This window comes from Streptomyces sp. NPDC032745, from assembly GCF_055579465.1.
Genome location: NZ_JBVING010000016.1, coordinates 226926 through 249911, shown reverse-complemented (window position 1 = coordinate 249911; position 22986 = coordinate 226926). Strand labels below are relative to the sequence as shown.

Annotated in this window: 26 protein-coding genes and 1 riboswitch; of the genes, 13 read left to right on the top strand and 13 right to left on the bottom strand. The window is 70.1% G+C overall.

Going from position 1 to position 22986, the window contains the following annotated elements; translation table 11 throughout:
* Nucleotides 1-92 precede the first annotated feature (92 nt).
* Together ACZ5WG_RS33300 and ACZ5WG_RS33295 are read right to left on the bottom strand one after the other, a co-directional pair.
* The gene (locus tag ACZ5WG_RS33300; protein WP_468728100.1) at nucleotides 93-1259 is read right to left on the bottom strand and encodes a serine hydrolase domain-containing protein; all 1167 of its coding nucleotides are present in this window, start codon (nucleotides 1257-1259) and stop codon (nucleotides 93-95) included.
* Nucleotides 1260-1745: 486 nt separating this feature from the next.
* Complete coding sequence (locus ACZ5WG_RS33295; protein WP_468728099.1) at nucleotides 1746-2366, bottom strand: TetR/AcrR family transcriptional regulator; 621 nt, start codon at nucleotides 2364-2366, stop codon at nucleotides 1746-1748.
* 83 nt (nucleotides 2367-2449) lie between these two features.
* Here ACZ5WG_RS33295 and ACZ5WG_RS33290 point away from each other — a divergent pair, with 83 nt between their 5' ends.
* Nucleotides 2450-2869 (top strand): DUF4345 domain-containing protein, encoded by a 420-nt coding sequence (locus ACZ5WG_RS33290; protein WP_468728098.1) that lies wholly within the window; start codon nucleotides 2450-2452, stop codon nucleotides 2867-2869.
* A gap of 53 nt (nucleotides 2870-2922) precedes the next feature.
* Nucleotides 2923-4107: an IS701 family transposase gene (locus ACZ5WG_RS33285; RefSeq protein WP_468728096.1), complete on the top strand. Its 1185-nt coding sequence runs from the start codon at nucleotides 2923-2925 to the stop codon at nucleotides 4105-4107.
* Nucleotides 4108-4423: 316 nt separating this feature from the next.
* Here the strand turns inward: ACZ5WG_RS33285 and ACZ5WG_RS33280 are convergent, their stop codons facing one another.
* A complete protein-coding gene (locus ACZ5WG_RS33280) occupies nucleotides 4424-5164 on the bottom strand; it encodes a class I SAM-dependent methyltransferase (RefSeq protein WP_468728095.1) in 741 nt (246 codons plus the stop codon).
* Between the two features lie 349 nt (nucleotides 5165-5513).
* Between ACZ5WG_RS33280 and ACZ5WG_RS33275 the strand changes: the two genes are divergently transcribed.
* The 6 genes from ACZ5WG_RS33275 (at nucleotide 5514) to ACZ5WG_RS33250 (ending at nucleotide 10460) form a co-directional block, all read left to right on the top strand.
* Nucleotides 5514-7058 (top strand): serine/threonine-protein kinase, encoded by a 1545-nt coding sequence (locus ACZ5WG_RS33275; RefSeq protein ID WP_468728094.1) that lies wholly within the window; start codon nucleotides 5514-5516, stop codon nucleotides 7056-7058.
* A gap of 165 nt (nucleotides 7059-7223) precedes the next feature.
* Nucleotides 7224-7286: riboswitch (guanidine-III (ykkC-III) riboswitch) on the top strand.
* A 79-nt stretch (nucleotides 7287-7365) separates the two neighbouring features.
* Complete coding sequence (locus ACZ5WG_RS33270; RefSeq protein ID WP_468728092.1) at nucleotides 7366-7812, top strand: Ohr family peroxiredoxin; 447 nt, start codon at nucleotides 7366-7368, stop codon at nucleotides 7810-7812.
* The gene (locus tag ACZ5WG_RS33265) at nucleotides 7805-8257 is read left to right on the top strand and encodes a hypothetical protein (RefSeq protein ID WP_468728091.1); all 453 of its coding nucleotides are present in this window, start codon (nucleotides 7805-7807) and stop codon (nucleotides 8255-8257) included. The genes ACZ5WG_RS33270 and ACZ5WG_RS33265 overlap by 8 nt, the downstream gene beginning before the upstream one ends.
* Nucleotides 8258-8411: 154 nt before the next feature.
* Entirely contained in the window at nucleotides 8412-8861 is a 450-nt protein-coding gene (locus ACZ5WG_RS33260) for an SRPBCC domain-containing protein (protein ID WP_468728089.1), read from the top strand.
* On the top strand, nucleotides 8858-9205 hold the full coding sequence (locus ACZ5WG_RS33255; protein WP_468728087.1) for an ArsR/SmtB family transcription factor: 348 nt from the start codon (nucleotides 8858-8860) through the stop codon (nucleotides 9203-9205). The genes ACZ5WG_RS33260 and ACZ5WG_RS33255 overlap by 4 nt, the downstream gene beginning before the upstream one ends.
* 100 nt (nucleotides 9206-9305) lie before the next feature.
* On the top strand, nucleotides 9306-10460 hold the full coding sequence (locus tag ACZ5WG_RS33250; RefSeq protein WP_468728086.1) for a CapA family protein: 1155 nt from the start codon (nucleotides 9306-9308) through the stop codon (nucleotides 10458-10460).
* A gap of 203 nt (nucleotides 10461-10663) precedes the next feature.
* On the opposite strand, the gene ACZ5WG_RS33245 is transcribed toward ACZ5WG_RS33250, so the two are convergent.
* The 6 genes from ACZ5WG_RS33245 to ACZ5WG_RS33220 form a co-directional block, all read right to left on the bottom strand.
* Nucleotides 10664-11320, bottom strand: a complete 657-nt coding sequence (locus tag ACZ5WG_RS33245; RefSeq protein WP_468728084.1) for a hypothetical protein — start codon at nucleotides 11318-11320, stop codon at nucleotides 10664-10666.
* Nucleotides 11321-11612: 292 nt separating this feature from the next.
* Complete coding sequence (locus ACZ5WG_RS33240; RefSeq protein WP_468728083.1) at nucleotides 11613-12017, bottom strand: aggregation-promoting factor C-terminal-like domain-containing protein; 405 nt, start codon at nucleotides 12015-12017, stop codon at nucleotides 11613-11615.
* Nucleotides 12018-12675: 658 nt separating this feature from the next.
* Nucleotides 12676-13053: a hypothetical protein gene (locus tag ACZ5WG_RS33235; protein ID WP_468728082.1), complete on the bottom strand. Its 378-nt coding sequence runs from the start codon at nucleotides 13051-13053 to the stop codon at nucleotides 12676-12678.
* A gap of 111 nt (nucleotides 13054-13164) precedes the next feature.
* Nucleotides 13165-14259 carry a CU044_5270 family protein gene (locus ACZ5WG_RS33230; protein WP_468728080.1) on the bottom strand — a complete coding sequence of 365 codons (1095 nt, stop codon included), beginning with the start codon at nucleotides 14257-14259 and terminating at the stop codon, nucleotides 13165-13167.
* Nucleotides 14256-14903 (bottom strand): RNA polymerase sigma factor, encoded by a 648-nt coding sequence (locus ACZ5WG_RS33225; RefSeq protein WP_468728079.1) that lies wholly within the window; start codon nucleotides 14901-14903, stop codon nucleotides 14256-14258. Before ACZ5WG_RS33225 ends, ACZ5WG_RS33230 begins: the two co-directional genes overlap by 4 nt.
* Before the next feature lie 412 nt (nucleotides 14904-15315).
* Nucleotides 15316-15786 carry a hypothetical protein gene (locus tag ACZ5WG_RS33220; RefSeq protein WP_468728077.1) on the bottom strand — a complete coding sequence of 157 codons (471 nt, stop codon included), beginning with the start codon at nucleotides 15784-15786 and terminating at the stop codon, nucleotides 15316-15318.
* Between the two features lie 181 nt (nucleotides 15787-15967).
* On the opposite strand from ACZ5WG_RS33220, the gene ACZ5WG_RS33215 reads away from it, so the two are divergent.
* A complete protein-coding gene (locus ACZ5WG_RS33215; protein WP_468728076.1) occupies nucleotides 15968-16900 on the top strand; it encodes an alpha/beta hydrolase in 933 nt (310 codons plus the stop codon).
* A 16-nt stretch (nucleotides 16901-16916) separates the two neighbouring features.
* A complete protein-coding gene (locus ACZ5WG_RS33210) occupies nucleotides 16917-17636 on the top strand; it encodes a helix-turn-helix transcriptional regulator (RefSeq protein WP_468728075.1) in 720 nt (239 codons plus the stop codon).
* A gap of 146 nt (nucleotides 17637-17782) precedes the next feature.
* Here ACZ5WG_RS33210 and ACZ5WG_RS33205 read toward each other — a convergent pair whose 3' ends face one another.
* Nucleotides 17783-18760, bottom strand: coding sequence for a GNAT family N-acetyltransferase (locus ACZ5WG_RS33205; RefSeq protein ID WP_468728074.1), 978 nt, complete (start codon nucleotides 18758-18760; stop codon nucleotides 17783-17785).
* A 52-nt stretch (nucleotides 18761-18812) separates the two neighbouring features.
* Between ACZ5WG_RS33205 and ACZ5WG_RS33200 the strand changes: the two genes are divergently transcribed.
* Nucleotides 18813-19424: a TetR/AcrR family transcriptional regulator gene (locus ACZ5WG_RS33200; protein WP_468728073.1), complete on the top strand. Its 612-nt coding sequence runs from the start codon at nucleotides 18813-18815 to the stop codon at nucleotides 19422-19424.
* Nucleotides 19425-19502: 78 nt separating this feature from the next.
* Here ACZ5WG_RS33200 and ACZ5WG_RS33195 read toward each other — a convergent pair whose 3' ends face one another.
* A complete protein-coding gene (locus ACZ5WG_RS33195) occupies nucleotides 19503-19997 on the bottom strand; it encodes a DoxX family protein (RefSeq protein ID WP_468728072.1) in 495 nt (164 codons plus the stop codon).
* Nucleotides 19998-20075: 78 nt separating this feature from the next.
* Nucleotides 20076-20465, bottom strand: a complete 390-nt coding sequence (locus ACZ5WG_RS33190; protein ID WP_468728070.1) for a VOC family protein — start codon at nucleotides 20463-20465, stop codon at nucleotides 20076-20078.
* 113 nt (nucleotides 20466-20578) lie between these two features.
* Between ACZ5WG_RS33190 and ACZ5WG_RS33185 the strand changes: the two genes are divergently transcribed.
* Both ACZ5WG_RS33185 and ACZ5WG_RS33180 read left to right on the top strand, forming a co-directional pair.
* A complete protein-coding gene (locus ACZ5WG_RS33185) occupies nucleotides 20579-21364 on the top strand; it encodes an AsnC family transcriptional regulator (RefSeq protein WP_468728069.1) in 786 nt (261 codons plus the stop codon).
* On the top strand, nucleotides 21328-21624 hold the full coding sequence (locus ACZ5WG_RS33180) for an Lrp/AsnC ligand binding domain-containing protein (RefSeq protein ID WP_468728068.1): 297 nt from the start codon (nucleotides 21328-21330) through the stop codon (nucleotides 21622-21624). Before ACZ5WG_RS33185 ends, ACZ5WG_RS33180 begins: the two co-directional genes overlap by 37 nt.
* Before the next feature lie 14 nt (nucleotides 21625-21638).
* On the opposite strand, the gene ACZ5WG_RS33175 is transcribed toward ACZ5WG_RS33180, so the two are convergent.
* A complete protein-coding gene (locus tag ACZ5WG_RS33175) occupies nucleotides 21639-22592 on the bottom strand; it encodes a DUF4344 domain-containing metallopeptidase (RefSeq protein WP_468728066.1) in 954 nt (317 codons plus the stop codon).
* Nucleotides 22593-22986 lie beyond the last annotated feature (394 nt).

Genomic DNA, 22986 nt, shown 5'->3' with positions numbered 1-22986 from the left:
GGCAGAGCGGGTCACCATGGGGCCGGATGTCGCCGGACCTGGGGGTTGTTCCGTGCGTGGTGCGACGTCACCCGCGATGACATGACGCTGCCTCAGTCGCAGAGGGCTGCCATCTGCGCCTTCATCAGTCCCGTGCCCAGCGGGACCGGAGCCTTCTTCTCCAGGTCCGCGCCGAGGTCGTAGACATTGACGGCGAGGACCAGCTGTCGCTCACTGTCGGCGGTGGTGAGGGACACGCTCATGAAGCCAGGTCCGCCGCCGTCGGTCGCCCAGACACTGGACGGCTTGGTGTCCGGTTCCGAGCCGCACGCCACGTCTCTGCGCTGCACGCCGAGTCCGTACGCCGGAGCGTCGGGGAACTGCACCGTGGTCAGGAGTTCGCGCTGCTGGGCGGGACGCAGCAGCTTCCCGGTGAACAGAGCCCGGTGGAAACGGGCCAGGTCGTTGACCGTGGAGATCATGGCACCGGCGGTCCAGTCGTACGACGGGCTGAACCGGGTCACGTCGCGTCCCGTGAGGTCGTATCCGTGCAGATGAGGGCCGTGAACGGCCGGGTCGGTCAGCGGGAAGGAGGTGTCCTTCAGGCCGAGCGGGGCGAGAATTCTCCGATGAATTTCGGAGGGCGCGCTGTGACGTGTGACCGCCTCGATCACCAGACCGGCGAGCAGGTAGTTGGTATTGGAGTACGACCAGCCGCCGCCGGGCGCGAAGAGCGGCTCGCGCCGGACTGCTCGCGCGATCACCTCCCGAGGTGTGTAGACGTGGCCCCATTCGTGGCGCTCGAGGTAGGGGGCGAAGAACTGCGACTCGGTGGTGGGGTCGTAGATCCCCGAGGTGTGATTGAGGAGCTGCCGGATGGTGATTGCCTCACCGGCGTTGCCGCTTCCCTGGACGAGGCCGGGCAGCCATTTCTCCACGCTGTCGTCGAGCGACAGCCTTCCTTCGCCCTCGAGCTGCAGGAGCACCGTCGATACGAATGCCTTGGTGTTGCTGGCAATTCGGAACCGGTGATCCGGCCGGGCGCGCTCGCCGCTCGCCTTGTCCGCAAGCCCGGCCGCCATCCGTGACTCCCGCTCTCCGTTCCTGGCATAGGCCACGACCCCCGGGAATCCGTCCGCGACCGTCTGATCGAGGGCCTCCTTGAGGCCGGCGGGCGGCGAGTGCGGCACGCGCTCCGCCGCGGCCGCCGGGGAGATCCCGAATGCGGCTAATGCACAAATCCCCACCCACAGTGCTGCGACTCCCGCACGTGCATTCACCGATTGCCCCCGCTCTTCTTGCCTGTGCTGTTCCTGTCCCAGGGTGCCGGGACGCCGCACCAGTCGCCCATCCGGCTGACGCCCGGGGTGATACGGGGGCTGTCCCCACCGAGACGGACCAGGAGACCGCCCCGACCGGGTGGCCGACCCGCCGCCCTCCCCGCTCCGCTTCGTCCACCGTGAGACCCCAACGGAGCTCGGCGGCGATCCATTCCGCCCCGTACCGGCACGTCACATCCGGCGATGGCGGCAGCCACTCGGCAGGGGCTTGGTCGGCTTCCGCCTGTTCGAACGTGCCTTCACCGCAACCAGGGACGACAACTGGGCCTGGTAGCGCAGGTCGGTGGTGCCGAGCAGCTCCGTGGTCGCGTGCCAGTCATTGCTTGAGCCATGCGCGGGCGGTCAGCACCGTGATGGTGTCGGGGTTCAGCCTGGCGAACCGTCCGGTGAGGGCGTTCTCCGACGTGTTGACGAGGGTGACCGCAGTCAGGGGCCACTGTCCGTACGCCCCGCCACGGTGCGGGAAACCTCGACGAACGGGCGGAGGGCTCCGAGCAGGGCGCCGACGCAGGTGTCGCGCAGAACCGTGCGCGTACAGGTCTCCGCGGTGAGCCAGTCCAGACAGAGCACCCGGACGAACACGAGCCAGCTCTTCAGGACGGCTGCCACGGCTGCCCGGCCGGAGTCGTCCGCGAGCGGGAGGACGTCGAGGAGCCTGGCCCGTAGGACGTCCAGCTCGCTGTCGATGATCGTCTGGACTACCGGGTCGCCCGCGAGGACCCGGTTCGCCGCGAGGACGGTGTTGCGGTGGGCGATGAAGTAGTCGAGGTGCACGTCGAGCCCCTCTTCGAGCTGGAGGAGCATGTCGCCGGGCCGGTCGAGCGGGACCTGTTCCAGCAGCCGGTCGGACGCTTGCCGGTAGACGGCCGCGAAGAGCTCCTGCTTGCCGGCGAAGTGGCGGTACAGCAGGGCGCGGGAGACTCCGGCCCGTTCGGCGACGTCTTCCATCAGCACCTCCTCGTAGGGGTGCTGCGCGAAGAGCTGCGCGCCGACGGCGAGGAGCTGGGCACGGCGATCGTCGGGACTGAGCCGTCGGCGGGGAGGCATGGAGCCGATCCTACTTGACACATGTCTACTAGTGACCCCTACTAGTAGACGCACGTCTACTTACCGGGGTGGGAGGTCGGAGCATGGCCAGGACTCTCAAGTGGCTCGCACTGACGATGGGCGTCTCGTGCGTGACGATCGGACTCGGACACGTGCTGCTCGGGAACGCAGCGATACCCGGCGCGGGCGCGGCCGGCGCGACGGTCGACAGTCTCGGCCGGTTCCTGGGAGCGACGTTCGCGGGATACGGACTCGGCTGGATCTGGGCGGCCCGCCAGTCGCCGATCCCGGCGAGCGCGATCCGGTGGCTGGCCGGAGTATTCCTGCTGGGGGCGGCCGGGCGACTGCTGTCGCTCACCGTGCACGGATGGCCGCACGGATTCCAGGTGGCGCTGACCGTCCTCGAACTGGTCCTGCCGCCACTGTACTTCTGGCTCGCCGACGCCGACGAGAAAGCCCACCAGTCCGCCCGGCTCCAGCTCCCGGACCCGGACCCGGCCTAGTACTGCAACGGTGCTTGCCGTGACGGTTGGGTAGTTCGGTCGTTGTTCAGTTCATGGGTGGGGAACTTGTTGATGCCCGGTTGTGGGCTGGTGAACTGAAGGCTTTGCATGAGCGGTTCGTGCATCGTTTTTCCAGGTCGGAGCCGCGGGAGTCGGCTCTTGCCTATATGCGGGGGCTGGTGGCTCCGTTGGAGCGGAAGAACGGGTGGACGCTTGCCGAGGAGGCTGGGCATGGGGGTCCGGACCGGATCCACCGGCTGCTGAACCGGATCGACTGGAACGCCGATGAGGTCCTGGACGACGTGCGGGACTACGTCATCGAGTACCTCGGAGACCCGGAAGCGGTGCTGATCGTGGACGACACCGGATTCCTCAAGAAGGGTGTCCGCTCTGCCGGGGTCCAACGCCAGTACTCCGGAACCGCCGGGCGGACAGAAAACTCCCAGATCGGAGTGTTCCTCGCCTATGCCGGCGGCCGGGGCCGCACGTTGATCGACCGCCGCCTGTATCTGCCCACCTCATGGACGGAAGACCGGGAACGGTGCCGGGCTGCCGGCATTGAGGACACGGTCGCCTTCGAGACGAAGGTGGTGATGGCCAAGGCCATGGTCCACCAGGCGATCACAGGCCGGATTCCGTTCCGGTGGGTGACCGCGGATGCCGCTTACGGCTTCTCCAAGGGCTGGCGGTCCGAGCTCGAGCGGGCGGATGTCTTCCACGTCATGGCCACCACCCGGCACGACACCGTCGTCACCCGCTGGGCGATCGACCACCCCGTCCACGACCTCTTTCCCGGGCTGCCCCGGCAGAAATGGAAGCGCCGTTCCTGCGGGAACGGTGCCCATGGCCCGCGGGTCTACGACTGGGCGAGGGTCGAGGTGAGGCCCTGGCACCGCGAGGACCGCCGGCACTGGGTGATCGCCCGCCGAAGTGTCCGCAGGCCCGAGGAGATCTCCTATTACATCGCCTACTGCCCGGCCGAGACCACACTGGATGAGCTGATCCGCGTCGCGGGAAGCCGGTGGGCGGTCGAGGAGTGCTTCCAGACCGCGAAGCAGGAGTGCGGCCTGGACGACTACCAGGTCCGCCGCTACGACGGCTGGCACCGCCACATGACCCTGGCCATGGCCGCACACGCCTGCCTCACCGTCCTGCGAGCCCGCGAACTCGACACCGGGAAAGCAGAAACGGATCCTCCCAGCTCGTACCCCTCACCCTCCCCGAACTCCGACGCCTGATCAGTCGGCTCACCCGGCCCCGCCCGACCATCGACCACATCCTGCACTGGTCACACTGGCGTCGGCGACGACAGTTCCAGGCCCGCGTCAGCCACTACAAACGACGCGGCCACACACCACCAGAAACTGCCCAACCATCACGGCAAACACCGTTGCAGTACTAGGCCGGTTCACGGCCAGGAGGTCGGCCCCAACCGTCCCGTGCGCCGCCCGGCGTCGTCATGGCGGCCGAGGACTCCCCCTCGCTCCAGGTGACCGGCCTGGTGCCGGATGGCGGCCCCCCGTCCCCGGTCGAGCGGGGTCGGGCCGCTCGGGGTCAGGCGCGGCAGCGCAGCATCGTCAGCGGGGGGTTGGCGGCGTAGTCGTCCCAGAAGTGCTCGCCGTACTCGCGCACGCCGGCGGCGGAGATCTCCAGGGGAACCCAGGTGACCTCGTTGAATCCGGCCGCCCGCAGGCTCTTCTCGTAGACCTCGCGGCTGGGCGGGTTCGCAACGAACGAGATCGGCGGGTCGAGGAGCGCGGTGATCCTCACCCGCGGCCCGATCTCGGTTTCCTCACCGAGCGACTCGCACAGGAAGCCGTACTTGGCCAGGGACGGCCCGTCGAAACGGTAGTCCGGGTGCTGCACGAAGGCGAAGAACTCGGCCTCGTCGGCGATACTGCGGTGGATATTGCGGCACATCCGCTCGATGGTGGCGACGTCGTCGGCGTAGTTGAACAGCTGCACCGCTACCGCGATGTCGAAGCGCTGCTCGAAGGTGCGCAGCTCGGCGACGTCGCCGACCTCGTAGTGCACGCTCAGTGGGTCACGATCCTCCAGGGCCCGGGCCGCGTCGACCATCGCGGTGGAGATGTCGACACCGAGGACGTGGGATGCGCCGCGGCGCTTGAACTCCCGGCTGTAGAAACCGGTTCCGGAGGCCAGGTCGAGGACCGACTTGCCGTTCACATCGCCGACGAGGGCGAGGAAGCCGGGCACCTCTCCGTAGCGCGCGAGAGGGAGGGTCTTGAAGCCCTCGAACGCCTCGCCGATCCCGTCGTACAGCTGACTGCTCATCGTGCTGTTCCCCCTCTGTCGTTGGTGTCGGCCCTCTGAACAGGGCGAAGCACCTGACGGGAAGTCTCCCTCTCGTCGGCCGGGGCCTCGTACTGGCGGAAACCACAAATATGCCGCGACTGCCTCGTGTTCATATCGGATGACCAGTCCGAGACGTCGACCCGATGCCGGACGTGCCGAAGACGTGACCGGCCAATGGGGGAAGACCACTTCGGCCGGTGCAGCGATCCGCGAGCCGCAGCCGGCGTCGGCGCTCCCGTCGTGGATGGACCGGACGCCGATTGTCGGGCTGACACCGAGTGGGGGCCGGCCCTAAGTTCTCTTGCAGGCGATTGCACTCGGGGGAATTGTGGAGCAGTTGAAGGCCGGTGACCCGGCGGCCGTCGGCCCGTACCGGATCACCGCGCGGCTCGGCGCAGGCGGGATGGGGCAGGTCTACCTCGGCGAGTCGCGCAGCGGTCGGCGGGTGGCGGTGAAGGTCGTCCGGCCGGAGATCGCCTCGGACCCCGGCTTCCGGGCGCGGTTTCGGCGCGAGGTGGAGGCGGCGAAGGCAGTCGGGGGCTTCTGGACGGCGACCGTGGTCGATGCGGATCCGGAGGCGGAGACACCCTGGGTGGCCAGCGACTACATTCCGGCACCCAATCTCGCCGAATGGGTCCGGGAGAACGGGCCGTTGACGGAGGAAGCGGTATGGCGGCTCGGCGCTGGCCTGGCAGAGGCGCTGCACTCCGTACACCGGGCGGGGCTCGTCCACCGGGACCTCAAGCCCGGCAACGTCCTGCTCACGGAGAACGGGCCGCGGCTCATCGACTTCGGGATCGCCAAGGCGCTGAACGGTGCGACCGTGCTCACCCGGACCGGCGTCGCGATCGGCACCGCCGGATTCATGTCGCCCGAGCAGGCCCAGGGCGGCAGTGTCGGCACGGCCAGCGACGTCTTCTCGCTCGGTACGGTGCTGTGCTTCGCGGCCACCGGGCGCATGCCGTTCGGGGAGGGCAGTGCGGCGGAGCTGCTCTACCGGGTCGTGCACGAGATGCCGGACCTGGAACGGCTGCCGGAGGGGCTCCGGGCGGTGCTGGGAGAGTGCCTGGAAAAGCGAGCGGAGAGGCGGCCCTCTGCGGAGCAGGTGTTGTCCGCGCTGAGCGGGGGTGGTGCGGAGACTGTGGCGCGTCCGGTGACGGGTGCCGACACGGGTCTGCGTGCGCCGGCGGCTCTGCCGGATCCGGCGGTTGCGTCTCCGCCTCCGCCGCTCGGCGGGCCCAGGCCGCCGGCCTTGCCGGCCGAGGACACGGTCTTGGATGCAGTTCCGGTCCGGGCGGTCGTTGAGCGGGCATCGGGAGCGCCCGTCGAGGTGCGGTACTCGATGGGGCACATGCGCGTCGCTGTCGCGGCCACGCTGGCCGGGACCGTTCCGCTCGGCGTGGCCGTGTTCTCCTTCGTGGACCATCCCCTCGCCGCCGCATTGGCGAGCATCGTCGCACTTGCACTGTTCAGCCTGGGAGGACTGGCCATGGCGCGCGGGGACGCGGCGTGTGTACGGGTGGCGGATGACGGGCTCTACTTCTTGCGTGAAGGTCACGAATGGAGCGCGACCTGGGAAGAGCTGGGACGGGTCACGCTGCGGTCGACGCGCTGGGGTCTGCTGCAGGAGTTCGCCCTGGTGGGCGAACTGGCACCGGGGGCGACGAAGAACGTCATCTGGGAACGCTTCCGGCCTGTCGGTCCCGGCTCCGGCCCCGGCCCCGGCCCCAGGGCGGCAGTCACCACCATCCGTTTTCGTGACACGGCGCTGGCGCGGACGGAGATCCGAAGACTGCACGAGGCGCTGCTGCACTCTGCTGGTGAGCGCTACTCGTACGACGGTGGACTTCTCGCCGTCATCCGCAGTCTGTGACTGATCGTTCCAGAATGCGGCTGCGGTCAACTCGAGGACTACAAGCTCCAACACGCCTGCATCCGCTGCCCGGCGCTCCGGACCGGCCCTCGCCATTCGGGACGGGTGAGGAGGGTCACCACGGGTGACCGTCCCGGCGGGCCCGATCCCGTTGCTAGATTGTTCGGCGGCCCGGTCCCGAGGCCCCGGACGAGATGCGCCGTACCCGGTTATGCACGACGACGCGCCAGGCGCCGTCCCACCGGCAGGCGCCGTGCGCTGTCCGGCCCCGGGCGGCGTTCCCTCGTCGCACAGATGGGCTGACCACATGACCGTGCCGCTGACCCGCACCCTCTACCGGACGACCGCACACGCCGACGGGGGCCGTACCGGATCGGTGGTCACCGACGACGGGCGCCTCGACGTCCGTCTGGCCCCGCCGCGCAAGAAGGTGCCCGGTACCACCAACCCCGAGCAGTTGTTCGCGGCCGGGTTCGCCGCCTGTTTCACGTCTGCGCTGGCCGAGGTCGCAGCCGAGTTCGGGGCGGACGCCTCGGCCGCGCGCGTCGCGTGCGAGGTGCAGCTCGGCACCACGGACACGCCCGCGGGCTACGGTCTCGCGGTCGGGCTCTCGGTCTCCCTGCCGGGGTGGAAGGCGGCTGACCTGCTGCCCCTGCTCCACCGGGCGGACGCGGTCTGCCCCTACTCGCAGGCGGTCCGCGGGAACATCGAGCTCTCGCTGCTGGCCGTGGACGACACCGCCGCCGATGCCTGAGCCCGCAGGCTTCCTCGGAACCCCTCCGGCAGCGGGTGGGCCGGGCATCCCCGTGCCCGGGAGGGGTGCGTGGCTACGGCGCGGCATCAGCCGGAACGGCGGCCCCCTGGTGGAAGACCGCGAGGTGGTGTGGCTGCAGGCTGGCCCGTATTTCGCCGACAGCCGGGGCTTCGCGGGCGTCACCTCCTTCGACGGCTCCCGCGTGCACTTCCACCACCTGGAGGGCGAGCCCGGCGAGGACACGGGCACCTTCCGGTGGGAGGGTGCGAACCTCATCGAGTGGGGCACCAACACTGACGGCAGTACCTTCCTGGAGATCTGGACCCCCCTGCCCGCCGACGACGGCGACACAGGCTCCTGGGCCGGTACCGGCTACCACGTGGTGCGCGTCGGCCGGCATCTCGTACACGTTGATTCCCGTGCGGGTACGTACTGGCGGACATGACCGGTCACGGCTCCGGCCGAGGGCGGCGTTCGCAGGTCGTTCGGAGTCCGGCGACCAGCGCGACAACCCCAGGCGCAACCTCCAGGTTGCACCTGAAGGATCGACGTGCAACCCTGGAGTTGCATCATTGGATCGCGGATGAAGGAGCTCCGTCATGAGCGAAGACCGGATCGAACGCGAAACCCTGATCGACGCACCCGTGGACCGGGTCTGGCCACTGGTGGCGGAGCCCGGCTTCTGGGTCGCGGACCCGGCGGCGAGCCCGTCCGGCACCCCGGCCCGGGAGGGGGACTCCCTCGTGGCGCGGAACGCCGAGTACGGCGATTTCCCGGTGCGCGTGGAGAAGGTCGAGCCCCAGACCTACCTGGCGTACCGCTGGGCCAGCGCGTTCCCGGGAGAGGAGCTGCGCGAGGACAACAGCACCCTCGTGGAGTTCACCCTTACCGCGGAAGGCGACAAGACGAGGCTCCGCGTCGTCGAGAGCGGATTCGCGGCCCTGGCCGGGCCCGAGGACCTGCGCGCCAAGGCCGTGAAGGACAACACCGGAGGCTGGCCCCAGGTGCTCGACGCCCTCAAGAAGCGCATCGAGCAGTCCTCAGCGTGACGGACGAAGACCGCGCCGGGGCGGAGGCCGTCGACGTCGTCCTCGCCGCCCTGGCCGACCCCACTCGACGGCGACTGCTCGATCTGCTCGCGGCGCAGGGCGAGGCCTCCGCGACGGCACTCGCGGACCGGCTCCCCGTCTCACGCCAAGCCGTGGTCAAGCACCTCGCCGTGCTGGACGCCGCCGGTCTGGTTTCGGGCAGCCGGGTCGGACGCGAAGTGCGGTACGCGGTACGGCCCGCGGCACTGGACGCGACGGCGCGGTGGATGGCCGCGCTGGCCGCCGACTGGGACAGGCGCCTTGCGCACATCAAGCGCATCGCCGAGTCGGCGGAGGGGCACTGAGGTCGGCGTACTGACGCCTGCCCTCCGGGGCAGACGTCAGCACGCAGCCGCCGGGACGACGCCTCGGCGGCCACCCGCACGAGCTCGTTAGCCTGGAGGGATGGGCGGTGAACTCGTGGAACTGCTCCTCGCCGGGGACGTCATGCTCGGCCGCGGCGTCGACCAGATCCTTCCGCACCCCGGCGACGCTTCCCTGCCGGAGGCGTACGTCAACGACGCCCGCACGTACGTCGAGCTGGCGGAGGCTGCGAACGGCGCGATTCCGCGTCCGGCGCCCTTCTCCTGGCCCTGGGGAGAAGCACTGGCCCTCCTCGACGCGGCCGCGCCGGACGCCAGGATCCTCAACCTCGAGACATCCGTCACCCAGAGCGACGACCTCGCCCCCGGCAAGGCGGTTCACTACCGGATGCACCCGGCCAACCTGCCTTGCCTGGCCGCCGCCCGCCCCGACGTCTGCGTCCTCGCCAACAACCACGTCCTGGACTACGGCCGTCAGGGGCTCGCCGAGACCCTCGACTCGCTCGCCGCCGCAGGACTGCGGACGGCGGGAGCGGGCCGCGACCTCGATGAGGCGCGGCGGCCCGCGGTCGTCCCCCTGCCGGGAAGCCGGCGCCTGCTGGTCTTCTCCCTGGGCATGGCGTCGAGCGGCATCCCCCACACCTGGGCGGCCGCTGCGGAGCGCAGCGGGATCGACTTCTGCGACGAGGCCTCGAATGCGGACGCGGCCCGGGTGGTCGGCCGCATCCGGCGGGTGAAACGCCCCGGCGACCTCGTGGTCGTCTCGATCCATTGGGGCTCCAACTGGGGCTACGCCGTCCCGCGCGATCAGATCCGGTTCGCCCACGCACTCGTCGACGGCGGGGCCGACGCCGTCCACGGGCACTCCTCGCACCATCCGCGTCCGCTCGAGGTGTACCGGGGGCATCCGGTCCTGTACGGCTGCGGCGACCTGATCGACGACTACGAGGGCATCGGCGGCCACGAGCAGTACAGGGACGATCTGCGGCTGCTGTACTTCATCTCGCTGGAGCCGGACACCGGGCGGCTCGACCACGCCCGCCTCGTCCCGTTGCAAGCCCACCGGATGCGCCTGCGGCACGCCTCGCGCAAGGACGCCGAGCGGGTCCACGAGGTTCTCGCCCGCACCAGCCGCGACTTCGGCACCCACATCACCCGCGCCCCGGAGGGAACCCTCACGGTCCACCCACCCGGGCGGGGCGGGGTGCACTCGGCCGCACCCACCGCGATCCGGTGACCCCGTGACCGGGCACTGACGCCCGGCACCCGACACGGGCACCCCGCGTAGCGTTCGCCTCATGCACACCACCCTGACGGAACACGCCCGGTGCGTCCGGGGCGACGAGTACGGCCCGACGCCGAGCCCTGCCTTGGGGCGGGATTCGGGTAGGGGCATGCGTGCGTACGGTGCCCGTGCGTTCTCACCTCGGCAACTCGGGCTCAGGTGTTCACCTCCTGCAGGTAGTCGGAGTTCTCGAAGAGCCACTCGATGGTTCCATACAGGTCCAGCAGGACCTCCGCACGCTCCTCCACGAGGCGCACCAAGATCTTCCACTCCCGCTGTGTCCGCTGATCCGTGCCGGTGACCGCCCCCGCGAACTGCACCCGGATGCCACTGAGGCGCTCCTGGTGCGTGCTGAGGCTCTGCAGGACCGTGTCCCTGTCCATCGCCGTCTGGCTCCCGAAATCGTTGGCAAGACCTCCGAGATAGGAGCCGTAGGAGAGCAGGCTGCTGGCGACGCGCCGGGAGCGGACGGCGCTGAACCCGGTCGGCCCGACGGCCTTGAACCTCTCCCGCAGCCCGGCGACCTGACGCTTCTCTCGGCGCAGGGTGGCAACGAGCTGCTCCACCGCGTTGCCCTCGCCGGCGGTGCCCGTACGGCTCGCCGGCTCTGCCCCGACTGCCGCGCTCTCCCCGCCCCCCGAGTTCTCCCCCGCCCGCCGCACGGGCTCCCTCAGGAGCCGGAGGTTCGCCAGTCCGGAGTCGACGTCGAGGGCGTCGCCGATCACGCTGCGCCGATCAAGCCGCAGGCGGCGTTCACAGCCGAGCCTTCTCCACGTCCACGAGCGAAAATGGCTGCGCGTCGTCGGGGTCACGGGCTCCACCTCTGCCGGCGCGACGGACCAGCTGCGGCGGCTGTCGGCGGACGCCTGAGCGCGCATGGTCGTCGGCCCGGGACGGCCGTGTCGGACCGTCCCCGGCTACGCGCGCCCGTCGGCCGTCAGCCCGTGGGGCTTCTTCGGATGGCGGGGCACGAGTCGAGGGCAGGCGTGCGGCGGATCCCCTCTCGAGGGGGCGCTTATAGGGGGCCAAAGACCGGAGACGCAAAGACGCCCGACCGGGAGGTCCCGGTCGGGCGTCTTTGTGCGTCTGCTACCTACTGGTGGCTCAGTACCAGTGGTGGGTCTGCCAGAAGTTCCAGGCGCCGACGGGGCTGCCGTAGCGGGAGTTCATGTAGTCCAGGCCCCACTTGATCTGGGTGGCCGGGTTGGTCTTCCAGTCGGAACCCGCGGAGGCCATCTTCGAGGCCGGCAGGGCCTGGACGAGGCCGTAGGCGCCCGAGGAGGCGTTCGTGGCGGTGTGGTTCCAGCCGCTCTCGCGGGAAACGATGTTGTTGAACGCCGCGAACTGCGCCGGGTCCTTGATCATCTGCTGGGCGATCGCCTTGGCGCTCGTCGGGGCCGCCTGGGCGGGAACCGTGGCAAGCATGGAACCGGCGACACCGAGGGCGACGACGGTACCCGCGAGGGTCTTCTTCGAAGCGGCGATGCGGCGGATGACAGCGTTGGACACGGATGAACCTTCCGACGGGAACAAGGACGGTCGCGGCATGCCGAAGACATGCGTGAGCCACTCACACGGAGGAGAGGGGTTCGTCGGCGGCGGGTGAAGCACCCGTGCCGCCCGGCGACACATCCAGTTCTACCGATGCCTCGACCCCGTGGCAACGACCCGTTCTACTAGCAGCCCTCGCAGCCGGAGACCTGCGACCCCCCGGCGGTCCCTGACGGATCCGCGCAGGTGGGAGCCGGTTCGAGGGAGGCAGGACCGGGCCTTTGGGATCTACTATCCCGGCTCGTATGTGACGTGGGCCCTATGGGGCGGCTCACCCCCAGGACACCCGAATCTCACTGAATGTCACTGCCTGTACCCATTTAAGAGGCCCGGTCGGATAGCGCAATCCCCTCGGGATCGAAGGAAACAGGCCGGGTCGAGGGCTGACTTCCGCGCGCCCGCCGCAGCGCCTGCAGCGCCTGCAGCGCCGTGGCACATGACCTCGCCAGCACGGCGCCCCCGCAGAGGCGCCACCGCCGGCACGGGCTCGCCATGCGCGAAGGGTCTCCCCCGGCGCGGGCGGTCCCTTCACGGCCGGCCCTCTCATTCGGATCTTGCCGTACGAGCGCGGGTCCGCCGGGTGCGGGTGGGGGGCGCGGTGACGGCGGCTGCGGCCTCAGCCCCGCACAGCGACCGCCTCCTCGAGGAAGGTCCAGCCATCTACCCTCACCTCCCGCCGCTCCCCCGGGTCCCATCCCCGGGCCAGTGCCGCCTCGAGCAGGAACCGGACCGTACCCGGCTCGTGGAGGTTCAAGGCGCCCACGCCGACCGCCCCCACCTCCCCCGACCCCGCGGTGAAGCCCGAGACGTACCGGCCCGGGCCCTCATCGAAGAAGAAACGCAACAGACCGCCCGTACCCGACGGGTAAGAGTGCAGGCTGAGGGTCTGGCGGCAACCGTCGTTCTCCAGCACACGGTGACCGTGGCGGACCGTCCACATATAGCTGCGCCCATCGGCGGCGAGCCGGCGGGCCTTCTTCGAAGAGCGGGGCATGCCGCCGAGCGTACGGGGCCCGGCGGAGCAATCCCGAAGGGTTTTCCCCTCGTCGACACGCTCCGCTCCTCCTCGGAGTCGGCAACCCCGCCCTCCGGTTGGGCAGGCGTGTCAGGCGGTGCCCTGCGTGGCGCCGGGCCGCTTCTTCTGTCCGTCCACCACGGCCCGCTCCAACACCGCCGAGCGCTCGACCACCGTGCCCGCCTTGATCCCGTCGTTCTCCCTGACCTGCACGCCCCGGCTGCCGAGGTAGGCGTACGTCGAGCGGTCGAAGACCCACTCGGTGCGGTCGCCGCGCCGCTCGTCGAGGCAGGCCAGCGCGATGCCGTCGCGCCCCGCCGCGTCCTGGGAGTGCTGGACGACGACCACGCCCGGGATCTTGGCGGCGGCCTGGTAGAGGGCGGCGGCCACGGGCGCGGGGACCAGTTGCTCGTGCAGGATCGAGCCGATCTCCCGGAACGCCTGCTGATCGCGGTCCGCGCGCTCGCCGACCGCCGCGTAGGCCGCCTTCAGCAGGGCGTCCGGGTCGGCGTTCTGAGCCTTCAGCCAGTCGTACGAGAAGTTCGGCGCCTCTCCCGCCATGTCCTGGCCGTTCCCCGGCTTGGACAGCGGGCCGTCGTCGTCCAGCGTGATCCCGCCCTTCGGCTGCTGCCCGGGCTCTTCCAGCCAGCCCTTCTTGCCGTCGGGGGACTTCCAGACCTCCCGTGTGTGCAGCGGCTGCACCCAGGTCTTGGACTCGTTCTTGTCGACGTCGTGGGCCATGGCCAGGTACGAGACCTGGCTCTTGACGTACACGTACTGGCCGGGCCCAGGCTCCGGCAGACGCCCCGCCGACGCGGCGGCGGCGATCTGCCGCACGGTGGTGGCCACCTGCTCCGCGCTGCCCGCCTCCACGGCGACCACCGGCGCCTCGACCCGCGCCGCCCGGCCGGGACCGGCGGGGCCCGCGCCGGTGTTGAAGACGACCACGGCGGCCAGCGCGGCGGCCGTGACCGGTACGCCGACCACCAGGGCCCGGCGTACCGGCCGGCGGGACGGGGTACCGGGGGCGGTGTCCGGGGTGGAACTCCGGAACTCGTTCATCAGGTGCTCCTCAAGAAGGCGCTGACGGTCGAGCGGCAGGTGCGGGCTCCCCGGGGGCGGCAGTAGCCGGCCCAGCTCCGCGTGGTCCAGCGACTCGTCTCGCCGCCATGTCCTGCGGATCATCGGGTTTCCTCCTCGTGCGACTCTTGCAACTCTTGCGACCGGGCCGCAGGAGTGCGGCCGCCCTGTACTTGTCCGGAGCGGGGGGTGGGTTCCCCGATTTTCCCCAGTTCCTCCTCTGCCAGCCTGCGCAGCCGCGTCCGGGCGCGGGACAGCCGGGAACGGACCGTGCCGACGGGCACGCCGAGCGCGGCTGCGGCCTCCGCGTAGCCGAGCCCGGACCAGACGCAGAGCGTGAAGACCTCCCGCTCGCTGCGCCGCAGCTTGCGCAGCGCGCGCTGCGCGGCGGCCAGCTGGTCGGCGTCGGCGAGGCGGGCGACGAGCTCGTCGGCGAAGTCCGGCACCGTTTCCTTGGCGGGCAGCCGCCCGAGGGCACGCTGGTGCCGACGGGCGGCCCGTGTGGTGTTGCGCAGGACGTTCACGGCGATGCCCATGAGCCAAGGGCGGGGGCTGTCCCCCTCGTCGCGCAGCTTCGCGCGCAGCCGCCAGGCCTCCATGAAGGTCAGCGAGACGATGTCCTCGGCGACGGCCCAGTCCCCTGTGACGCGTACGGCATGCCGGTGAACCAGCTGCGCGTGATCGCGGAAGATCTCCCGGAATGCTTCCGGTTCCCCGGCTCGTATCCGGGAGTGCAATGAGTAGTTCACATCAGCAGTTGTCCGCCCGGGCAGGGAGGGTTCCCGTGGCTCATGTCACATGGTGGTGGCGGTCCGGTCCGGGGAGGTCGTTGCACGGTCAGGTTTCCGGTCCGTACGTGGTCTGGGTCAGCGTACGTCGCACGGAAGGCCGCGAACCCGGACAGTGCCGCGGCGTCGAACTCCAGCACCTTCGCGAGCACCGCCCAGCACACGGTCCGGACCACGTCCAGCGGCTACACCCCGCTGAACCCGTCATGCTTCGTCGGCACCCGCGAGGGCCCAACGTGAATCTGGAACCGCGGCTGGGACGACATCGACCTCGTGGTCGACGTCTTCGGGGTCTACCAGATGAACTGATCCGCCGGCAGGCGCAACGACGGCGCCGTGGAGCGCATGCGATCTGCCAGGGCCGGTGCCGCGGTCACTTCAGGCGGTAGCTGCACATGCGTACCGTGCCGTCCTGGTTGTCGGCGACCTTCTTGCCGTCGACGGTGATGACGCACGCCGCCGCCTTGAGCGTGCCGTCGGCGGCAGGCACAGAACCCGGGACCACGGAGACCGTCGTGCCGATGCGCTTCTCGGCTTCGGTGGTGAAGGTGATCGTCTCCGTCTTCTTCCACGGCAGCGTCACCTGTTCGCCCTTGTTGGACGCCAGGTTGTAGTAGACCTGCGTGGTTCCTGAGCCGAGCACCTCCAGGGTCACCTCGTGGCTGACCTCGCCACCGCCCGAGGCCGGCTTGCCGGATCCCGACGGGCTGCTGCTCGCGGTGGCGGCCGGCTTGCCCGGGGCCGTCGAGCCCTTCGCGTCCCCGGACTTGCCCCCGCCGCCACCGCATCCGGTCAGCAGCCCGGCGGCCAGCACCAGAGCCGTACCCGCAACGATCTTTCGCATGGTTTCCCCTCGTTGGACGAAAGCCACGATCTTAACCGGGGCATTCGCGCCATACGGCAACGGTTCCGGCCATGGGCTCAGGGGCACCCGGGCACCCGGACACCCGGGCACACGGGCATGACGCAGTTCACAAGGAAAGGGTGACAGGGCGTTGTCGCGGACAGCTGTGACTGTCGACGGCATGACGATCACAGATGAGGACTGCCTCCACGAGACCTTGGCGTTCAACGAGTCTTTCGAGGCTGCCGCCGCGAGCCGTCCCGCTCGCGGACAGGCGCCGAGCGCAGCCACGTTGGCGCTCCTGCGGCGCAACCGGCTCGGCGGCGACACACCACCGGTGAGGCTTCCGTACGGCCGGAACCTCGTCGTTCAGGGTGGTGTGAAGGTACGGGCCTTCGTGCCGGACCAGGTCGACGGCGTGTACCTGCACATCCACGGAGGCGGCTGGGCGTTCGGGTCCGCGGACGGACAGGACGAGCGGCTCTGGCGGCTCGCCGGGCAGGCACGGCTGGCCGTGGTGAGCGTGGACTACCGCCTCGCCCCGGAGCACCCGTTCCCCGCCGGACCCGACGACTGCGAAGCGGCTGCCCGATGGCTGGTGACACACGCCGCGTCCGAGTTCGGTACCGAACGGCTGCTGATCGGCGGTGAATCGGCCGGTGCCCACCTCAGCGTCGTGACGCTGCTGCGCCTTCGCGACCGGCACGGGATCACCGGCGCCTTCCGGGCGGCCCACCTGCTCTTCGGCCCCTACGACCTGTCGATGACACCGAGCCAGCGCAGGTTCGGCCCCCGACAGTTGCTGAGCAACACCGACACGCTTCGGGGCGGCTATGAGCTGTTCACGCCAGGTATGGGGAAGGAGCAGCGCCGTAGCCCCGAGGTCTCGCCCCTGTTCGCGGACCTGGCCGGACTGCCGCCCGCCCGGATCGTCGTCGGCACCGAGGATCCGCTGCTGGACGACTCGATGTTCCTGGCCGCACGGTGGCGGGCGGCGGGCGCGCCCGTGCAGCTCGGCGTCGTCGCCGGCGCGATGCACGGCTTCACCCTGTTCCCCCTGACCGTCACCGAGCGGGAACTGCAGAGACAGCGGGACTTCCTGGCCTCCGCTTGACGGTAGCGTTGGCGGCGTGAACCGCACTGCCCGGATGTATGCGCTGGTGGAAGAGTTGCGCGCGGCGGCGCCGCGGCCGCTGACTGTCGCGGCGCTCGCCACCCGGTTCGAAGTCAGCACGCGCACGGTACAGCGCGACCTTCAGACACTGATGCAGACGGGTGTCCCGGTGCGCTCCGTACCCGGGCGAGGCGGCGGCTGGTCGATCGACCCCGCGATGACCCTGCCCCCGGTCCACCTCACTGCCGATGAAGCGTCGGCACTGACCGTCGCGCTCGCCTCGACGAATGCCTCCACCCCCTACGCCGACGCTGCCCGCACGGCGGCCCAGAAGATCACGGCCTCGATGACCGGCCCCGCCTCGGCGGCAGCCCAAGAACTCGCCGCGCGGATCGTCACCCTGCCGAAGCACGGGGACTCCAAGATCCGTACCGTGGTGGAGCAGGCCCTCGCCGACAACATGGTGCTGCGGCTGTCCTACACCGACGCAACAGGACACGAAAGCAACCGCGTCGTGGAACCGGCCGGACTGCTCACCACGGACGGCCGCTGGTACCTCATCGCCTGGTGCCGCACACGCCGGGCCGGCCGCGGCTTCCGGCTGGACCGGATCGCCGCAGCAGCTCCGACCGGTGAACAGGCACAGTCCCATGACCTGACCGGACTGCTGGTCGGCTCGGCCGCCGCCGACGCCGTACACCCCATGGCACTGGCCTCACTCACACCCCCACCATGAGAATCCGAAGACACGAACCGGACCTGCCCCGGAACCGGTTGACTCGGGACATGTGGGGACGTCCACGAGTCGTCGGACAACTTGTGCCGGTTGGCACCGCAGTCGGGGCGGGCGGAGTCCACGAGCGGCTCACCGGGATCGGCATGTCATTCGGCGGCGGTGGCCGGTGCGTCGTCCCAGGCCAGCGAGGACATCTTCCATCCTGACGGGGTCCGGACGAACTGGGTGGTCTTGTGGCCGGAGCCCTCGAACCACTGGCCGTTGCGGAAGCCGGACTTGCGGTATTCGCTGAACCGGTGTGCGATCGATCCGAAGATCTCGGTCCGCTCGGCGACTTCCCATTCGGAGAACTCCGTCAGCGTCCCGTCGGTGAGCATCTTCTGCCGTGGCTCGATGAACCCGTCGAGGTCGTAGATCACGGGCTCGTCCCCGACGTTCGCGATGATCCTGCCCTGCGGAATGAAGACGTCGCGGATGACGCCGAGGTCCGGCCGGCGGTCGCCGGTGTTGGTGAAGGCACCGACGAACACGCCCATCAACCGGTCGAGCTCGACCTGGACGCCGGACACGGAACCTTCCCCGAGAGGCGGCCATTCCTCGGAGAGGACCGACCAGACCTCGCTGTCGTGCCGCACGCCTCGGTACGGATAACGCTGCCGCAGCACGCCGTCGCGGGTCATGCCCAGCCGGCGCGCGACGTTGATGCTGCGGGTGTTGCCCGGCGTGGCCCACCATTCGACGCGGCTCATCCCGCGTTCCTGGAAGGCCCAGGCGATCAGCGACCGGCAGGCCCGGGTGACCAGGCCCCGCCCCTCCCCCGCCGACTCCGTCCAGCAGCCGATCTCACACACCCCGGAGGCGGTGTCGAAGCGGGTGAACATGACGCCCCCGACCAGCGTGCCGTCCAGCCAGATCCCGTAGATACGGCCGGTGTCCGTGGCCAGCCGGTCGGCATATCGCTGGACAGTAGCCGTGGCCGAGTCGAGGTCGGTGCTGAACGTCGCCCAGGGTATCCACGGGTCCACGGAGGCCCGGGCGCGGTCGATGTGGGCGAGGAACTCCGGTGCCTGCCAGGGCTCCAGGGGGCGGAGCTGAGCATGGTCGCCGAGCGGCAGGGTGAACATGGAAGTCTCACTCTCTGGTGCGTAACAAGCGTTCGGTACGTAGGATGGCAGTATGCCGCCCGCACCCGGAGACCGTGAAGCCCGCCGCAAGGACGTATCCGAGGCCGTGTGGCACGTACTCGCCGACAAGGGGTTCGGCGGGCTGACCCTGCGCGCCGTCGCCGCTGCGATGGGGGTCTCGACAGGGATGCTCATGCACTACTTCCCGACCAAACGGGCTCTGATCACGCACGCCCTGGACCTGCTGGAGAAGCGCACCGCGGAGCGTCCCCGCCGCCCGCGTCCCGCCGTGGGCCTCGCCACCGTGCGCGCCATGCTCCTGGACATCCTGCCGCTGACCCCGGGCGACATCGCCCGCAATCGCATCTGGGTCAGTTCCTGGGACCTCTCCCTCGCCGACGACGGGCTGACCATGGAGCAGGCCGATCGCTACACCCGGCTACGCTCGACGATCCGCCCGCACCTCGAGACCGCGCGCGACCTCGGCGAGCTCCCCTCGGCAGCCGACCCGGACCAACTCGCCGCGGCCGTCGTCGCGTTCACCCACGGACTCGTCGTCCAGGCCCTGTTCGACCCCGACCGTTTCCCCGAGGACGTACAGATCACCATGCTCGATGACTTCCTCGCCTCGACCGTGCTGCCCCCGTCCGCAGCGTTGCCGTAGCGCAGGGCGACGTGACCGGCGGCGGCGTGGCCGGCGATGCGCCCGTCGGGCCGCCGTTGGGGTGGTCCTCACTGCGCATCATGTCGTCCCTGGTGTCGGACTCGTGGATGCAGGAGAACTTGCCGGTGCCTTTGTCGGCCCGCTGCGGCGGACCACCACGGTCACGGTGGCTGCGAGGAAGACGCATTGCATGGCCGTCCGGGGGCCCAGCTGGTCCCACCAGGGCACGGCGCCGCCGGCGGCGTACACGTTGGCGGGGAACATCACGACCAGCATGGCGCTGAGCACGGCGGCCGAGCCCCGGGCGGTCCTCGACCACAGCAGCCCGCCTGCGCAGGCGAGTTCGGCGAGACCGGTCACGGTGACGAGCAGTCCCGGCGCCGGGAGGGCCGACGGCACCATGGCGATGATCTCCTCGCGCATCCCGACGAAATGCGCGGCCCCGGTGAGCGTGAACATGGCCGCCAGGCCGCCCCTCAGCGCAGCGGTCGGCCGGCGGGGCCATACGGCCCCGAGCGCCTTGGCAAGCAGCAGCAGGCCGGTGACGGCAATGAGGACAACGAGCGGTTCCATGTGCGTACCTCGGTGACGTGGTGAAAACCTTAACGGGCCCTTGAGACGCGGGGGCGGCGACTTCCCCGCCCGTGCCGATCACGCCGAGTCGCCGGCCACGACTGCGGCTGACCTGCGGATGACGTCCGGATCGATCTGCTGGATCTGAACGACGACCCCGTCCGGGTCGGTCACCCGGACACTGCGGCCGAAGTTCTCCTCGACGAGCTCGCACGGGTAGCCGCTGCGTTCGAGACGCTGCGCGACTTCCTCCAGCGGTTCGTCGGTGGCGAAACCGAGTTCGGTGGTGGCGGGCGGCCGGCCTTGCGAGACGGCAGCGGCGTGGACGCCGACGGCGCCCGCGGCAGCGGTCAGCCGAACCCAGACTGCCGCGCCCGGCTCCTGCTGGACGGCGAGCCCCAGCCCAGCGTAGAAGTCCCGGGACGCCTCGACGTCGGCCACGTACCTGATGGGAAGGACGGTCAGCATGGTCTGCCTCTCTGCGGTCGCTGTCGCTGTTGCCACCAGCGTCCGGGCCGGCGCCTCCTGGAGGGCTGTAGAGTCGCCGCAATCGTCGCGATCAGACGTCCGAAGGGGGTGTGGTGACGCGATCCGCCATACTCGACACGCTGGATCGCCGTCTGATTCACGCCCTTCAGATCGACGGGCGCGCCTCATTCAGCAGGATCGCCGCCGTCCTTGGAGCCCCGGAGCGCACCGTCACGCGCCGGTACCACCGCCTTCGCTCGGCTCTGGTGGTCCGCGTGGCCGGGCTCGTGGACAGTCGCCGGATCGGCAAGCTCGACTGGTTCGTCCGCATCGACTGCACCCCTGACGCCGCCGACGCGGTGACTGCCGCTCTCGTGCAGCGGGGCGACACCTCGTGGATCGCGCCGCTCGCCGGCGGGCCGCGTCTGACCTGTATGGTCCGCACCCCGATCGCGGGATCGGACGGCGGACGTCCGCTCTTCGACCACCTGCTGCGAACCCCGGGGGTCCGGGACGTCGAAGCAAGCTGCATGCTGCGCCCGGTCGCCGGGGTCGGCGGCTGGGCAGGCCGGACGAGAGCGCTTGAGGAGTCCGAGCAGACGGCCCTCCTCGACCCCGCACCGGAGCCACCAGACGACCTGGAAGCAGCCCGCGCCGAGGCCGACTGGGGTGAGGCGGAGGAGCGGCTCGCGGCCGAACTGGCCTTGGACGGCCGGGCGGACATCGCCCAACTGGCCACCGTCACCGGGTGGTCGGCCTCGACCGTTCGCCGTCGCATCGCCGCCCTGCGGGCCGCCGGCGTGCTGCATTTCGAGGTGGACGTGGACCCGTCCCACTTCGGCTTCCCTTTGGAGGCGCTGCTGTGGCTGGACGTCGCACGGCAGCGCTGGCCGAGGTGACGCAGGCGCTGTCACGAAGCACCGCGGTCACCTTCGCGGCCGTCACCACGGGCCGGGCATCGGTCTTCGCCATGGTCCAGTGCCGCGACACCAGCGCCCTGTACGACTTCGTGGCCGACGAGCTGGCCGCGCTGCCAGGCATCGGGCGCGTGGAGAGCGCCCTTGTCCAGCGCCGCGCCAAACGGGCGGGGCCGCTGCTCCTGCCGGCGATGGCGCAACGGCCGGGAGAGCGCGGTTCGGGACGGGCCCAAAGGCGCTGACCCGACCCGGGTGCTCACTGGCTGCTGCGGAGTTCGTCGAGCTTTTCCGCGAAGGCCTTCGTCTCGGCGATCAGGTGGGCGCGCGCGGCTTGCTGACTCTTGTCGCCCTGGCTCTTGAACTCCCCACTGAAATGCGGCTGGAGTTGGGTCCACCAGCCGTAGTCCAGCGCCGCCCAGGACTGCGGGCACAGCGGGGCGCGGGTCTTCGGCAGGTAGCCTGTGCCGACCAGGGACCCTTCGAACTTCTTCGGGTCGCTGCCGTAGACGTAGCAGAGAAAGTTGAAGACCCGCTGCTGGGTGACGGGGTGGTCGCTGGAGAACCCTTCCAGCGTCAGCCTGCCCTCCTTGCGGGCGATCTCGTCGAAGACCATCGCGGCCGCCAGGGACGGCTCCGGTCCGATCTCGTTGATGGTGTAGAACGACGCGAACCCGTCGGCGGCGTCCTCCTCGAGGCCGAGGTTCGGCAGGGCAAGCTGACGCTGCAGGGCGTGCCCCATCTCGTGGCCGAAGATGAACTGGGTCGTCAGCGCGGTCAGGTCGGCCTTGTTGAACTTGTCCTCGGGGAACAGGGCGGGTCGCTTCACGGTCTTGACGACGTCGCCGACGGCCTCTTCGATCTGGGTCAGGAACGCCGGGGGAAGGAAGATCGTCCTGCCGTCGGGCTGGGTGACCGCGTCCGTGACCCCCGGGGGAACCTTGTCGGTGACCTTCACGACCAGGTCGTGCGGGAGGGCGACCGATGTGTTGACCCAGTCGGCGAACTGCTTGAGCACGCCGGACTTCCGAATCAGCTCCACGGCCTGCCGGTTCTCCGGCTTGATCGCATCGTCCTCATAGACGACCGTGACCTTGCCCCCGGCGTCGCCCTTGCCGTCGTCGCCGCATGCAACGAGCGCGAACCCTGCGACGACGAGCGCTGCAACGGCAACCGTGCGCCCCACGCCCGTGTACCCACTGCTGCTCGGCACCCTGGTCGGCTCCCTTCCTTGGTCGAGCCGTTCGGGATGGTCGGTACGGGCACGTGGCTTCCGGGGCCACTGCCCGATGGCGGAGGCAGGACTCGACACTGACACGCGGATCATGACCGACGGACCTGACGTCCATAATGACCCGCTTAGCGGTGTTTCGCAGCAAAGCCACGCCGCCTCTCGGTGGCACACGGCGGGGACGGGTGCCGCACGTCCCCGCCGTGGCTCCGGTGGCCCCGAACCGGCTCCGGCCGCTTAGCTCACGCGCTCGATGCGTGCGCGCCGGATCAGGTTCTTGCCCGGCTCCCGCACCGTCTCGAACGCCGCATTGTTCAGCAGCACACAACTACCCGACGGACCACTCACCGTCACCGACGTCGACTTACCGTTGTCC

Coding starts and splice junctions, on each gene's coding strand:
- ACZ5WG_RS33295 (WP_468728099.1), bottom strand. CDS start 2,366: ATGCCTCCCCGCCGACGGCTCAGTCCCGACGATCGCCGTGCCCAGCTC.
- ACZ5WG_RS33290 (WP_468728098.1), top strand. CDS start 2,450: ATGGCCAGGACTCTCAAGTGGCTCGCACTGACGATGGGCGTCTCGTGC.
- ACZ5WG_RS33285 (WP_468728096.1), top strand. CDS start 2,923: ATGGGTGGGGAACTTGTTGATGCCCGGTTGTGGGCTGGTGAACTGAAG.
- ACZ5WG_RS33280 (WP_468728095.1), bottom strand. CDS start 5,164: ATGAGCAGTCAGCTGTACGACGGGATCGGCGAGGCGTTCGAGGGCTTC.
- ACZ5WG_RS33270 (WP_468728092.1), top strand. CDS start 7,366: ATGACCGTGCCGCTGACCCGCACCCTCTACCGGACGACCGCACACGCC.
- ACZ5WG_RS33265 (WP_468728091.1), top strand. CDS start 7,805: ATGCCTGAGCCCGCAGGCTTCCTCGGAACCCCTCCGGCAGCGGGTGGG.
- ACZ5WG_RS33260 (WP_468728089.1), top strand. CDS start 8,412: ATGAGCGAAGACCGGATCGAACGCGAAACCCTGATCGACGCACCCGTG.
- ACZ5WG_RS33250 (WP_468728086.1), top strand. CDS start 9,306: ATGGGCGGTGAACTCGTGGAACTGCTCCTCGCCGGGGACGTCATGCTC.
- ACZ5WG_RS33235 (WP_468728082.1), bottom strand. CDS start 13,053: ATGCCCCGCTCTTCGAAGAAGGCCCGCCGGCTCGCCGCCGATGGGCGC.
- ACZ5WG_RS33230 (WP_468728080.1), bottom strand. CDS start 14,259: ATGATCCGCAGGACATGGCGGCGAGACGAGTCGCTGGACCACGCGGAG.
- ACZ5WG_RS33220 (WP_468728077.1), bottom strand. CDS start 15,786: ATGCGAAAGATCGTTGCGGGTACGGCTCTGGTGCTGGCCGCCGGGCTG.
- ACZ5WG_RS33215 (WP_468728076.1), top strand. CDS start 15,968: ATGACGATCACAGATGAGGACTGCCTCCACGAGACCTTGGCGTTCAAC.
- ACZ5WG_RS33205 (WP_468728074.1), bottom strand. CDS start 18,760: ATGTTCACCCTGCCGCTCGGCGACCATGCTCAGCTCCGCCCCCTGGAG.
- ACZ5WG_RS33200 (WP_468728073.1), top strand. CDS start 18,813: ATGCCGCCCGCACCCGGAGACCGTGAAGCCCGCCGCAAGGACGTATCC.
- ACZ5WG_RS33195 (WP_468728072.1), bottom strand. CDS start 19,997: ATGGAACCGCTCGTTGTCCTCATTGCCGTCACCGGCCTGCTGCTGCTT.
- ACZ5WG_RS33190 (WP_468728070.1), bottom strand. CDS start 20,465: ATGCTGACCGTCCTTCCCATCAGGTACGTGGCCGACGTCGAGGCGTCC.